11 protein-coding genes are annotated in these 12,842 nt (G+C 58.1%); 9 read left to right on the top strand and 2 right to left on the bottom strand.

Features of this window, described 5'->3' with window-relative positions:
• The first annotated feature begins 56 nt into the window (after positions 1-56).
• The 9 genes from AACU55_RS17700 to AACU55_RS17660 all read left to right on the top strand — a co-directional run bounded on the left by AACU55_RS17700 (position 57) and on the right by AACU55_RS17660 (position 11,006).
• Positions 57-1,697, top strand: coding sequence for a TIGR04028 family ABC transporter substrate-binding protein (locus tag AACU55_RS17700; protein WP_134705856.1), 1,641 nt, complete (start codon positions 57-59; stop codon positions 1,695-1,697).
• A 16-nt stretch (positions 1,698-1,713) separates the two neighbouring features.
• The gene (locus AACU55_RS17695; RefSeq protein ID WP_119261827.1) at positions 1,714-2,673 is read left to right on the top strand and encodes an ABC transporter permease; all 960 of its coding nucleotides are present in this window, start codon (positions 1,714-1,716) and stop codon (positions 2,671-2,673) included.
• Positions 2,670-3,533, top strand: a complete 864-nt coding sequence (locus AACU55_RS17690) for an ABC transporter permease (protein WP_037037228.1) — start codon at positions 2,670-2,672, stop codon at positions 3,531-3,533. The genes AACU55_RS17695 and AACU55_RS17690 overlap by 4 nt, the downstream gene beginning before the upstream one ends.
• Complete coding sequence (locus AACU55_RS17685; RefSeq protein WP_134705855.1) at positions 3,530-5,149, top strand: dipeptide ABC transporter ATP-binding protein; 1,620 nt, start codon at positions 3,530-3,532, stop codon at positions 5,147-5,149. The genes AACU55_RS17690 and AACU55_RS17685 overlap by 4 nt, the downstream gene beginning before the upstream one ends.
• 27 nt (positions 5,150-5,176) lie before the next feature.
• Complete coding sequence (locus tag AACU55_RS17680; RefSeq protein WP_134705854.1) at positions 5,177-6,238, top strand: putative FMN-dependent luciferase-like monooxygenase; 1,062 nt, start codon at positions 5,177-5,179, stop codon at positions 6,236-6,238.
• Complete coding sequence (locus tag AACU55_RS17675) at positions 6,235-7,344, top strand: alkylhydroperoxidase domain protein (protein WP_037037223.1); 1,110 nt, start codon at positions 6,235-6,237, stop codon at positions 7,342-7,344. The genes AACU55_RS17680 and AACU55_RS17675 overlap by 4 nt, the downstream gene beginning before the upstream one ends.
• Positions 7,337-8,197: a VOC family protein gene (locus AACU55_RS17670; RefSeq protein WP_134705853.1), complete on the top strand. Its 861-nt coding sequence runs from the start codon at positions 7,337-7,339 to the stop codon at positions 8,195-8,197. Before AACU55_RS17675 ends, AACU55_RS17670 begins: the two co-directional genes overlap by 8 nt.
• A gap of 320 nt (positions 8,198-8,517) precedes the next feature.
• Positions 8,518-9,999, top strand: coding sequence for a sugar ABC transporter ATP-binding protein (locus tag AACU55_RS17665; RefSeq protein ID WP_112198698.1), 1,482 nt, complete (start codon positions 8,518-8,520; stop codon positions 9,997-9,999).
• An 11-nt stretch (positions 10,000-10,010) separates the two neighbouring features.
• Positions 10,011-11,006 carry an ABC transporter permease gene (locus AACU55_RS17660; protein ID WP_015690214.1) on the top strand — a complete coding sequence of 332 codons (996 nt, stop codon included), beginning with the start codon at positions 10,011-10,013 and terminating at the stop codon, positions 11,004-11,006.
• A gap of 587 nt (positions 11,007-11,593) precedes the next feature.
• Here the strand turns inward: AACU55_RS17660 and AACU55_RS17655 are convergent.
• Both AACU55_RS17655 and AACU55_RS17650 read right to left on the bottom strand, forming a co-directional pair.
• Positions 11,594-12,130 carry a GNAT family N-acetyltransferase gene (locus tag AACU55_RS17655; protein ID WP_134705852.1) on the bottom strand — a complete coding sequence of 179 codons (537 nt, stop codon included), beginning with the start codon at positions 12,128-12,130 and terminating at the stop codon, positions 11,594-11,596.
• Between the two features lie 27 nt (positions 12,131-12,157).
• Complete coding sequence (locus AACU55_RS17650) at positions 12,158-12,727, bottom strand: helix-turn-helix domain-containing protein (protein ID WP_013576324.1); 570 nt, start codon at positions 12,725-12,727, stop codon at positions 12,158-12,160.
• Positions 12,728-12,842 lie beyond the last annotated feature (115 nt).

Below are 12,842 nucleotides of genomic sequence, written 5' to 3'. Positions count from 1 at the left end.
TAAGCACGCCAAAGTCATCACCTGTCACCATGACCAATAAGAAAAAGGGTTTAACGATGAAGAACATTCGCCGGATTAACGCGGTGACCCGCGCACTGGCTTTAGGGGCACTTCTCACCAGCACGTTTTCTGCCATCGCCGCCGACGGCACACCGGTTCAGGGCGGCACGCTGATTTATCTTGAACAGCAGGCGCACACCAACCTGTATCCGCCCGCAGGTGGCTTCTACCCGAACGGCGGCATACTCAATCAGATCACCGACAAACTGACTTACCAGAATCCGAAGACGCTGGAGATTGAACCCTGGATTGCTGAATCCTGGTCATTCAACGCAGATAAAACCGAATACACCTTTAAACTGCGTCCGGGCGTGACCTTCTCCGACGGCACGCCGCTCGATGCCAACGCGGTCGCCAAAAACTTTGATACTTACGGTCTGGGCAACAAAGAGCATCATCTGCCGGTCTCCGAAGTCATCAACAATTACGATCACAGCGAAGTGGTTGATCCGCTGACCGTGAAGTTCTATTTCAAAAAATCTTCGCCGGGATTCCTGCAGGGCACGGCAACCATTGGCTCCGGTCTGGTGTCGCTGAGCACGCTGGATCGTAATTTTGATGCGCTGGGCGACGCCACGCACATCATCGGTTCCGGCCCGTTTGTGGTCAGCAAAGAAACGCTGGGGCGTGAAGTCGATCTGGCTGCCCGCAAGGATTACAACTGGGGGCCGAAAAACCTTAAACAGCAGGGTCGCGCTAACCTCGACGGCATCAAAGTGATCGTGACCGGTGAAGACAGCGTGCGTATCGGCGCACTGCTGGCGGGTCAGGCTGATTTCATCCGTCAGGTTCAGGCGTATGACGAGAAACAGGCCAAAGACCAGAACTTCCCGCTTTATGCCGCGCCGACCAAAGGCGTTAACGACAGCATTTCGTTCCGTCCGGACAACGCGCTGGTGTCGGATCTGAAAGTGCGTCAGGCGCTGCTGCACGCCACCAACAGCAAACAGGTGGTCGATACACTGTTCTCACCAAACTATCCGCAGGCCACTTCGGTGATTGCCAAAACCGCAGCCGGTTATGTCGATCTGAGCCACAAACTGACCTACGACCCGACGCTGTCCAAAAAGCTGCTCGATGAGGCGGGCTGGAAACCAGGCCCGGACGGCATCCGCCAGAAAGACGGCAAAACGCTGTCACTGACTATTTATGAATCGCTGCCACAGCCGCAGAACAAAGAGGTGTTGCAACTGGTGTCCCAGCAATGGAGCCAGGTCGGCGCGAAGCTGAATATTCTGGCAGGCGACGCGGGCAGCCGCGTAGCGGATAACCTCGATCCGGAGAAAACCCCGGCTAACGTGGTGGAAGTCGGACGCGCCGATCCGGACGTCATCAAAAGCTCCTTCTACCCGACCAACCGCGATGCGCTGCTGCAAAAAGGCGGCCTGAGCAGCAAAGTGAAAAGCTTCCGCGACGACAAACTTAACGATCTGCTGACCGCGATTTCTGCCGAAGTCGATCCGAAAAAACGGCTTGAACTGACCGGTGACGTGCAGAACTACCTGCTCGATCAGGCGTATGTCATTCCGATTTTCGAAGAGCCGCAGGTGTTTGCCGGTGCGCCGTATTTCAAAGGCGTAAGCTTTGAAGCGGTCGGGCGTCCGAGCTTCTACGGCGCCTGGCTGGAAAAGCATTAACTGACGGGAGTCAATCATGAGCCGATACGTTAGCGGTCGATTCGGGCAGGCATTGCTGGTGTTGTGGGCGGCGTTTACCGTCTCCTTCATCCTGTTGCAGGTGCTGCCCGGTGACGCGATTCTGATTAAATTCCAGAACCCGGACATGGGATTAAGCCCGGCACAAATCGCCGATATGCGTGCCGCTTACGGCGCGGATGTGCCGGTCTGGCAACAATATCTGCATACGCTGGGCAATTTCCTGCGCGGGGATCTGGGTTACTCGATTCAGGCTGGCGTACCGGTCACCGAATTACTCAGCAGCAACTTTCCGCCGACACTGCGTCTGGCACTGATGGGTTTTGCTCTGGCCGCCGTGGTGGCTTTTGCGCTGGCATTTCTCTCCAGCCTGCTGCATTTCGGCTGGCTGAAAAATGCCTTACAGGCGCTGCCGTCGCTGTTTATTTCCATCCCGACCTTCTGGCTGGGCATCGCGCTGATTCAGTTTTTCTCGTTCCATCTGCGCTGGATCCCGGTGATTAATCCGGGTGAATGGGTCGGGCTGATTCTGCCGGTTATCACCCTGGCGGTACCGATTTCCGCGCCGCTGGCGCAGATCCTCATCCGCAGTATTGATCAGGTGCAAACCCAGCCGTTTGTCGCCGTCGCCCGCGCCAAAGGTGCCAGCCGCAGCGGCGTGTTGTGGCGTCATGTGGCGCGCAACGCCCTGCTTCCGGCGCTGACCATTGCCGGTTTGCTGTTTGGCGAACTGATTGCCGGAGCGCTGATCACCGAAACCGTCTTCGGTCTTAACGGCCTCGGGCAACTGACCCAGCAGGCAGTGAATAATCAGGATGTCGCCGTGTTGCAGGCGATTGTGGTGATTTCCGCCGCCGCCTTTGTTGGCATCAATTTACTGGTCGATTTGCTGTATCCGCTGCTCGACCCGCGCCTTAAAACCTCTGCCTCTAAACATTCAGGAGGAGCCACCGCATGAGCAGTTTACCGCTTGGCAAAAGCATTCTGTCGTTGCCGGTGACACAGCGCCGCCGCTGGAAACCCGCCCGCCTGCAGCCGGGCTTAATTCTCGCCTGGCTGGTGATGGCGACCGTCATTTTGTGGGCGATTGCCCCCGGCTTATTTACGGATTACAGCGGTACCGAAGGGATTGCCGGGGCGCAGCGTCTGGCACCGCAGGCCGGACACTGGCTGGGCACGGATCAGCTTGGCCGCGATGTCTATGCGCGCATTGTGTATGGCGCATCGCATTCCCTTTCCGGCGCACTGGTTGCGGTGGCGCTCGGGCTGGTGTTCGGCACCGCGTTAGGGCTGGCGGCGGGTGCCAGCGGCGGTCTGGTGGACGCCATTGTCATGCGCATCAATGACGTATTGCTGTCAATTCCCGGCCTGCTGTTGTCACTGAGCGTGATTATTCTGCTCGGCTTCGGCACGGTGCACGCAGCGATTGCCGTCGGTGTGACGTCGGTTGCCAACTTCGCCAGACTGGCACGTGCTGAAGTGGTGCTGGTACGTCACAGCGATTACGTCGAAGCCGCGTACGGCAGCGGCGGTTCCTTTTTCTCCATTTTGTGGCGACACATTTTGCCCAACTCGCTGACCTCGGTGATTGCCTTTTCTGCACTGCAGTTCGGCAGTGCCATTCTGGCGATTTCCACCCTGAGTTTTCTCGGTTATGGCACGCCACCGCCGACACCGGAATGGGGGTTACTGATTGCCGAAGGCCGCAATTACATTTCCACCGCCTGGTGGCTGACCACTTTCCCCGGCGTGGTGGTGGTTTTAGTGGTGCTTTCCGCCAACCGCATCAGCCAGTCATTACGCAGGAGAACGCGATGAACGCACAGGCCACTTTTACGCATGACGCTCCGCCGGTTCTCGAACTGGAAAACGTATCGATTGCCTACGACGGCAAACCGGTGGTGCATAACGTATCGTTTTCCATTAACGCCGGGGAGGTGCTGGCGCTGGTCGGCGAATCCGGCTCAGGGAAAACCACCACCGCACAGGCGATTATTGGCCTGCTGGCAGAGAACGGCCATATCGAACAGGGCGAAATCCGTCTGAACGGCACCGACATCAGCCAGTGGTCGCAGCGCCGTCTTGATGCCCTGCGCGGTGCGCGCATCAGCCTGATACCGCAGGATCCGACCAGTTCGCTGGATCCGGTGAAAACCATCGGTTCGCAGGTGGCGGAAATTCTTGATATCCATCAGCGCCTGCCGCGTGTACAGCGCGACACCCGCGTGGTGGAACTGCTGTCACGCGTCGGTCTTTCGCACCCTGAGCAACGGGCGAAACAGTATCCGCACGAGCTTTCCGGCGGCATGAAACAGCGCGTTTTAATCGCCATTGCCATTGCGCTGCAACCGGCGCTGATCATCGCCGATGAGCCGACCAGCGCGCTGGACGTCACGGTGCAAAAACGCATTCTGGATTTGATCGACGAACTGCGCCGCGAATCCGGCACCGCCGTGTTGCTGGTGACGCATGACCTGGCGATTGCTGCCGAACGCGCCGACCGGTTGCTGGTGTTCCGTCACGGCAAAGTGCAGGAACAGGGCATCACACGCGAGGTGCTGGATGCACCGAAAAGTGATTACACCCGCCAGCTTTTCGCCGATGCCCCGGCCCTTTCCGGCCGTCACCGTGCACAACTTCGCGCAGCGGAAGATCCGGTGCTGGTGGTCGAAAACATCACCCATGATTTCACGCTGGGTGGCAAACATCAGGCGGCGTTCCGCGCGGTGGATCACGTGTCATTCAGCATTCCGCGCGGCACCACCCATTCGCTGGTCGGCGAATCCGGCTCCGGCAAAACCACGCTGGCGCGCATTCTGCTCGGTTTTCAGAAACCGGACAGCGGACGCGTACTGATCGACGGTGAAGATATCACACGGCTAAAAGGTGAAGCCTTGCGGCAGTTGCGCAAGAAAATCCAGCTGGTATATCAGAACCCGTTCGCCTCGCTGGATCCGTCGCAAACGCTGTTTCGCGTGATCGAAGAACCGCTGCTGAATTTCGAAAAAATCCCGGCTGCCGTGCGCCGTGAACGGGTGCTGGATATCGCCCGCCGCGTGGCGCTGCCGGAAGAATTACTCAGCCGTAAACCTCGCGAACTGTCCGGCGGTCAGCGCCAGCGTGTGGCGATTGCGCGCGCACTGATTTTAGAGCCGAAAGTGCTGATCCTGGATGAAGCCACGTCGGCGCTCGACGTCACCGTGCAGGCGCAAATCCTGACGTTACTTCAGCAGTTACAGGACTCACTCGGCCTGACCTATTTGTTTATCTCGCACGATCTGGCCACCGTCCGGCAAATCTCACACAGCGTCTCGGTGTTAAACCGCGGGCAGCAGGTGGATTCCGGCAATGTGGAAGACGTTTTCGCCCTGCCGTCCAGCGATTACACCCGCCAGCTTATCGATGCTATTCCCGGTCGCCACCGCGCCGCATAAACCAGACCATGAAACAAGAGGGACATTATGAGCAGTAAACGTCTTGGATTTTTCACCCGCCTGCTGGACAACACCAGTGCGCAGGAACGTTACCGGCTGGCGACCGAGCAAATCATTCATGCCGAACAGTTAGGTTTTGATTCCGCGTGGGTCGCGCAGCACCATTTTCATGAAGCCGAGGGCGGCCTGCCTGCGCCACTGGTTTTTCTTGCGCAGGTCGCGGCGCATACCCGCTTTATCCGTCTCGGCACCGGCGTAATCACGCTGCCGATGGAAAACGCATTGCGCGTTGCCGAAGACACCGCCGTGCTGGATTTACTCTCCGGCGGACGGCTTGAGGTTGGTTTAGGCTCCGGCGGCACACCGTCATCCTTCCCGCCGTTCGGGCTGGAAAGTCAAGAACGCGGTACGGCATTTGGCAACAATCTGCAAACCCTGCTCACCGCCTGGCGTGGCGAACCGCTGGCGGGCACCGATAACCGCTTATATCCGGCGGCGCCGCAACTGGCGAACCGCGTCTGGCAGGCGACTTTCTCGGTGGACGGCGGCGCACGTGCCGGTAAATCCGGCGACGGACTGATGCTCTCGCGCACCCAGCCACGTCCGGCGGACGCGCCGGATTTGCGTCTCGATGAACTGCAAAACCCGATTATCGATGCCTATCTGGATGCACTGCCCGACGGCGTAGCGCCGCGCATCATGGGTTCGCGTACCGCATTCGTCACCGAAAACGGCGACGAAGCGCGTGAGCTGGCGCAAAAAGGCTTACGCCGTCAGGCCGAAAACCACCGCGCCAGCGGACAGACGGTGCAAGGCGACACGCTGGATGATTACATCCGCGCCTTCGACGTGCATCTCGGCACGCCAGCGCAGGTGACCGCAACGTTGCAGGCCGATACCGCGCTGGCCCGCGTCACCGATCTGGCGTTTCAGGTGCATTCCATCGATCCGCCGCATCCGTATATTTTACGCTCCATCGAACTGATTGCCCGTCACGTTGCGCCCGCGCTCGGCTGGGTTCGCCGCACGCCGCAACGCAGTGTTTCCACCTCTTCTGCCGATTCCTCATTCTCAAGGGAAGCCCTATGACTACCTATTCGACCGACCTGCTGGAAAAACTGGCCGATATTGCCCCGGATTCCGCATTGAAACAGGCTCGCGATACCCGCGACGCCGCCACCCGTCACGCACAGGGCAGCTATGACGCGCTGTTTACCGAACAGGATGGCGTGGATTTCTCACTGGCTGAGCGCCTGCGGCTGGCGCAAAACGTCGCGCGCTGGCACGGCGATTCGCAACTGACTAACCACTATTCCGAGCGTTTGCAGGATTTGCCGGATATCGACGAAAGCGCGCGCCTCGACGCGGCACTGACCCACGGTGAACGTCTGAGCTTCAAACCCGCCAGCGCGACTCCGGCGCATTTGCAGGCACTGAAAAAAGCCGGCTGGTCGGTGGATGCCATTGTGACGCTGTCGCAACTGATCGCCTTCGTCAGTTTCCAGAGCCGCGTGCTGCGCAGCTACCGTCTGATCGGTGGCAAGCCGGTGGAGAACGGCAGCAATAAGCCGGTCGGTGCCGCGTTCTGGCGCACCGAACCGAACACGCACAGCGGCCGCGATGCACCACAGGCCTTTACCCAGGAAGAACTGGGCTGGGAGCCGTGGATCCCGGCGAAAAAACTGGAAGAATTTGATGAAGCCCAGCAGGCGATACTGGCGAAATTCGGCCATACCGATTCTGACTATTTCCGCCTGTTAGGCCGTAATTTACCGGTACTCGAACAGCGCACGCTGACCGACAAAGGGATTTTCTATACCTCCGGCGGGTTGCCGCGCAAAGAGCGCGAACTGGCGGCGACGGTTGCCAGCAAAATTAACGGCTGTATTTACTGCGCCTCGGTGCATTCACGCAAAGCCAGCCAGCTTTCCAAACAGACGGAAGATGTCCAGCGCCTGATCGACACCCCGCCGGGCGGCATTCTCAGCAAAGAGCAATCCCCGCGCTGGCAGGCCGAAATTGATTTCGCCGCCGCGCTTTCCGCTACCCCCCCGGTCGCCACCGGGCAGCACATTGCGGCGCTGCGCGAGCAGGGTTTAAGTGAGCTGGAGATTGTCGATCTGGCGCAGTCTGCGGCGTTCTTCGCCTGGGCCAACCGTCTGATGTTAACGCTGGGAGAACCGTTTAATGACTGAAGCACAACATCCGCGGCCCCTTCGCCCGCAGCTTGATCACGTGGTGATCAACGTCGCCGAACAACTGGATCAGGCCGGGCAGCAGTTCCGCCGTCTGGGGTTTCATCTCACGCCGCGCGGGCATCATTCGCTGGGTTCCAGTAATCATCTGGCGATTTTCGGCGAAAACTATCTGGAACTGCTCGGCTTTGAGCCGGGCAACGCTCACACCCGCAAAGACCTGTGGCAGGCGCCGCTCGGCCTGACCGGTCTGGTGTGGAAAACGCAGAATTCATCGGCGGTATACGAACATCTGCAACAGCAAGATATTGCCGGTTCCGCACCGGCGGAGTTCTTCCGCCCCGTCGCGCTCAACGACGGCACTTCACCGAATGCGCGATTCCGCACCGTACCGCTGGCCGCCAGCCGCGTACCGAATGGCCGCAGTTTCTTTTGTCATCATCTGACGCCGGAACTGGTGTGGCGCAACGAATGGCAACACCACCCGAACGGTGTTGCCGATATCACCGGTTTCGTGATTTCCGCCGCCAGTCCGCAGGATGCCGCGCAGGTATACGGCGAGTTGTTTGGTGTCAGTGCGCTGGAGTTCAAACCGCAGGAAGTCGTGCTGCGCGCAGGCCGCGCCGCCGTCCGGTTTATCACGCCGGAGCAAGCCACCGCTGAATTCGGCATTGTGCCGGAAGGCGAGAACGGCAGCGCCCGCATGGTCGGACTGGAATTCGCCACGCGGTCGCTGGAGGCAGTACGGAATAGTTTGCGGGTGGGGGAAATACCTTTCAGGGATGACGTTAACCGTGTGTCTGTCCGGGCAGCGGACGGGCTTGGGGTGGCGCTTGGATTCAGCGAGGAATGATCTGCTTTTCTCCTCCCCCTGCGAAGGAGGAGGCCGGGAGGGGGTTTTAAGTATTAGCGCAAATGCCTGTCCGGTAACTTAACCCGCTGATTTGTCTTTAATACCCCACCCCAACCCTCCCCTTCGCAGGGGAGGGAGTCGATCGAGTTTCCGCTGAAGACTTTAGATCTTTTCGCTCTTAGTTATCACTTTTATTTTGTTGCTTAAATTCCCTGATATGTTAAAACTCTGCTACTGCGAGTCTTAGACGGCTAAACGTCTAAATCCCCAACCGTCTATTTAATAAGGCCCAACGCCCAGTGACTTCCTCCCTCCTTGAGATGCGTAATATCTCGATTTCATTTGCCGGTTTTCCTGCCCTGCGCCAGGTGGATTTCACGCTGGAAGGCGGATCCGTCCATGCATTAGTCGGCGCAAACGGCGCGGGGAAATCGACGCTGATGGCGGTGCTTTCCGGCACGCATGACCATTACACCGGGCAGATCACTATCGACGGCGAAGCGGTAAATATCCGCCTGCCACATCATGCCCGCGAGCACGGTATTCATCTGGTGCAGCAGGAAGTGGACGTCGCGCTGGTGCCGACGCTGAACGTTGCCGAAAACATCATGCTCGACCGCCTTTCCGAGCCGGGCCATCTGCATAACTGGCCGCAGCTTTACCGCCAGGCGCAACTGCTGACTGAGCAGCTCGGCCTGAACATCAGCCTGCGGGCGCGGATCGAAAGCTGCACGCTGGCCGAGAAACAACTGATTTTGCTGGCGCGGGCGTTATCGCACAAATGCCGTTTTCTGATCCTTGATGAACCGACCGCCCCGCTGGATCAGGCGGAAAGTGCACGCCTGTTCGCGCTGGTCCGCAAGCTGAAAGCCGCAGGAATGGCGATCGTATTTATCTCGCACCGCATTCATGAACTGCGCGATATCTGCGACCGTATGACGGTGCTGCGTGACGGGCGTCTGGTCAGCGATGACAGCATGGACGGTCTGAGCAATGAACACATCATCGAGAAAATGATCGGCCATCAGCTCGACGATATTTATCCGCCGCGCCGCCCGCCGCACAGCGGTGAAACTCTGCTAAGCATTCACGGGATGCATGATAAAGACAAACTGCGCGATATCTCGCTACGTCTGCATCGTGGCGAAATTCTTGGCATCGCCGGGCTGGCGGGGGCCGGAAAAACGGAACTGTGCAAAGCGTTGTTTGGCGCAACGCCGAGTCAGGTAGAAAGCGGTGAGCTGAATGGCAAACCGTGGAAGCCGAAGGAACCGCACCTTTCTGTCGAACAGGGGCTGGCGTTAGTACCGGAAGAACGGCGCAAGGAAGGGATTTTCATTGACGAAAATATCCCGATGAACCTGAGTGTGACCGCTGATGACACCTTTTCGCGCTGGAGTATTTTCAACGCGCGCCAGTCGCTGTCATGGGCAAAAGACATTATCAGCCGCTTAGGCATTCGCGCTTCCGGGCCGATGCAGAAGCTGGCCCGGCTTTCCGGCGGCAACCAGCAAAAGGTCGCCATCGGGAAATGGCTGCGCAGTGAGAGTCAGGTGTTGATCTTCGACGAACCGACCAAAGGCGTGGACATCAAGGCCAAAACGGACGTGTTCAGGCTGATCGACGGCCTGGCGCAACAGGGAAAAGGCATTATTTATGCTTCCGGTGAGTTCGCCGAACTGGTCGGTTTATGCGACCGCATTCTGGTGTTATGGGACGGCCGTATCGTCGCCGAACTGAACGCCGCAGACGTCGACGAAGAAACCTTATTAGTCTATTCAACCGGAGGAATACCCGCGTGAACAAAGCCGTGGTGAGTAAAGAAAACGTGCCCGATGCCCGCCAGCCGTGGCGTCATCAGCTGTTCGAATTTTTATATAAATGGGGCATGTTGCTGACCGTGGTGTTGCTGATCGCCGCTTTTGGGCTGGCGTCAGATAACTTCCTCGAACCGTCGAACATCATCAATATCTTGCGTTCGATTGCCATCGTGACGGTGATTGCCATCGGCGTGTCGATTTCCCTGGCGGTCGGCGGCTTCGATTTATCGGTCGGCTCCACGGCATCGCTTGCCAATGCGCTGGTGATTTCGATGTTCGTCTGGCACGGTTTCGGCACGACCGAAGCGATACTTATCACGCTGGCGTTGTGTACGCTGGTCGGCCTGTTCAACGCCTTTCTGATCGTCATCCTGAAAATTCCTGACATGCTGGCAACGCTCGCCAGTCTGTTTGTGATTCAGGGCGCAGCGATGACTTACAGCTACGGCGGTTCCATCACTGAAAACATGTTATTGCCGAGCGGCGACATGGCCGAAGGCACGGTACCCGCGGTGTTCAGCCTGCTCGGTCAGGTGCCGGTGATTGTGATCGTGATGGCCGTCGTGACCATTGCGGTGCAACTGTTTATGTCGCTGACCAAGCATGGCCGCCGCATGTACGCCATCGGCGGAAATCCGCTGGCCGCACGTCTGGCGGGGATCCGCACCGCGCGCTACCGCGTGATTGCTTATGTGATGTCATCTGTTCTGGCCGGTGCAGGCGGGATTTTGCTGGCTTCACGCATCGGTTCTTCGCAGGTGAATGCCGGTGGCGGCTATCTGATGGATGCCGTTGCCGCCGCTTATATCGGTTTCTCGCTGGCAGGTTCCGGTAAGCCTAATGCGCTCGGCACACTGCTTGGCGCGGTGATTTTAGGCGTGCTGTCGAACGGCCTGGTGATGTTGTCGGTGCCGTATTATGCGATGGATATCATCAAAGGGTTAGTGCTGGCGGTGGCGTTAGCGCTGACATATATCCAGAAGAGATAGCGGAGGCCGCTGCTATATTTCGGCCTCTTTAAGGTCAACACCGTGGGCTCGCCGCCCACACTGGCCCAAAGGGTTTTAAACGAAACCCTTTGGAATCCTGCGTTTTTTTAACTGCGCGCTTCGCTCGCTGACTATGTTTCAGCAACCACAGCGACCGGCTGGAAATCTTGCCGCTGCGCGGTTCCTTCTCTCGGTCTTCGAGCCATAGGTCTCGAAGCCGCTCCGTTCAGCAAGATTTCTGAATCGCCCCTGACTTTTTAAAAGACAAAATCACAACGAGTGAGGTTGTGAAGTATAAGCCTGAGGCCGGTTCCAAAATACCGCCGGACGAGAGGTGGAAAACCGCGCATGTTTTTGCGCGGGTTGTAACCCGATGGGAGGGAACCGCGCAGCGGCGGGATTTTGCGGCTATCACTGCGGCTGATGAAACATAGTCAGCGAGCGGAGCGCGCAGTGAAAGAGCCCGGGGGGTCTTGGGGGGCGGCGGCGATAAGCCGTCCCCCAAGTCGGTGTGGGCCGACGCCCACGACCTTGACCTTGAATTTGAAGTTGAAGTTAAAACCGCCCCTGATTCGGTCAAAATCAGATCACACCAGCACCTTATACATCACACTCGTCGACTCCAGCATTCCCCCCGTCGACATCGCATAATGCGGAATCGTCCCGCTCAGGGTGAAACCCTGATTTTCATACAATGTCTGTGCCGGACTGCCGGTGACGGTATCCAGCACCAGCAAGGTTTTGCCCTCTTCCCGCGCCAGCGCTTCAACCGCCGTCATCAGTTTACGCGCGATACCCTTGCGGCGGCCATCGGGGTGAACCATCAGTTTAACCACGTCACCGCGGTGCGCGCCGTTGGCGGGCTGATCGACCACCAGTTGCACCGTGCCGACGATTTTTCCTGCCATGCGCGCCACCAGCAGGCGTTTTTCGCCACGCTCAAAAGCCGGTAACAGCTTTTGCCAGAACGCCTGCGCCTGCACAAAACCGAAAGGCAAAATAAAACCGATGCTGGCACCCAACGCCACGGACTGCATCAGGGTTTCGGCCAGCGCATCCAGATCGATTTGCGACAATACGCCGCCCTGCACTTCACTGATCACCACTTCATTGCTGTTTTGCATCATGTTAAACCTTACTCAGTCAGACATTTAAGGACGTGAAATGACGATGGCGTAGCGGGCATCTGCCGGGCCGGGTACGTAGAAAGAAGTCCTGCCGTGAAGATGAAAACGCAGGCAGTCGCCCGGTTCCAGCCGGTAGCTGCGGCCATCGAGCACAAATTCCAGTACGCCTTCAAGCATCCAGATATGCTGTTCGAGTCCCTCTACCGGCGGTGCGTCGTAAGTAATGCTGGCGCCAGCTTTCAGCACACCTGAAATCAACTCAGCACGAAAACCCGGTGCCGGTGCGGAAACGGAACGACGCTCGAAGCCGGTTTCCCGGTCATGCCACACCGGTTGTTGCGATGCGCGGATAAGCTCCGGGGGGTTATCTTCCAGCGCCATCAGCAAACGGGAAGTGGTCAGCCCGTAAGCTGCACTCAGTTTGCCCAGCAACGAGGCCGTCGGGCTGGTCTCTGCCCGCTCCACGCGTGAAAGTGTCGCGCGGCTGATGCCGGTCATCTGCGCCAGTTGTTCAAGTGACCAGCCCTGGCTGACGCGTAATTCTGCCAGCCGTTCCGCCAGACGGAGATCGTGATTGTCCTGCCCTTCTCCCATTTTCTTACCCTGCCGTAAAATCTCAATGCAGGGAAAATATCTCTTATATGAGAATGTCGCAAGTTAAAAAAGTGTAACCAAAAGGATTTTCCAAGTTGTACAAAAATAATAAAGT

This window comes from Rahnella sp. CJA17(1/100), assembly GCF_963881615.1.
Classification (GTDB): Bacteria; Pseudomonadota; Gammaproteobacteria; order Enterobacterales; family Enterobacteriaceae; genus Rahnella; species Rahnella aceris.
This window is presented reverse-complemented; position numbering and strand designations above follow the sequence as displayed.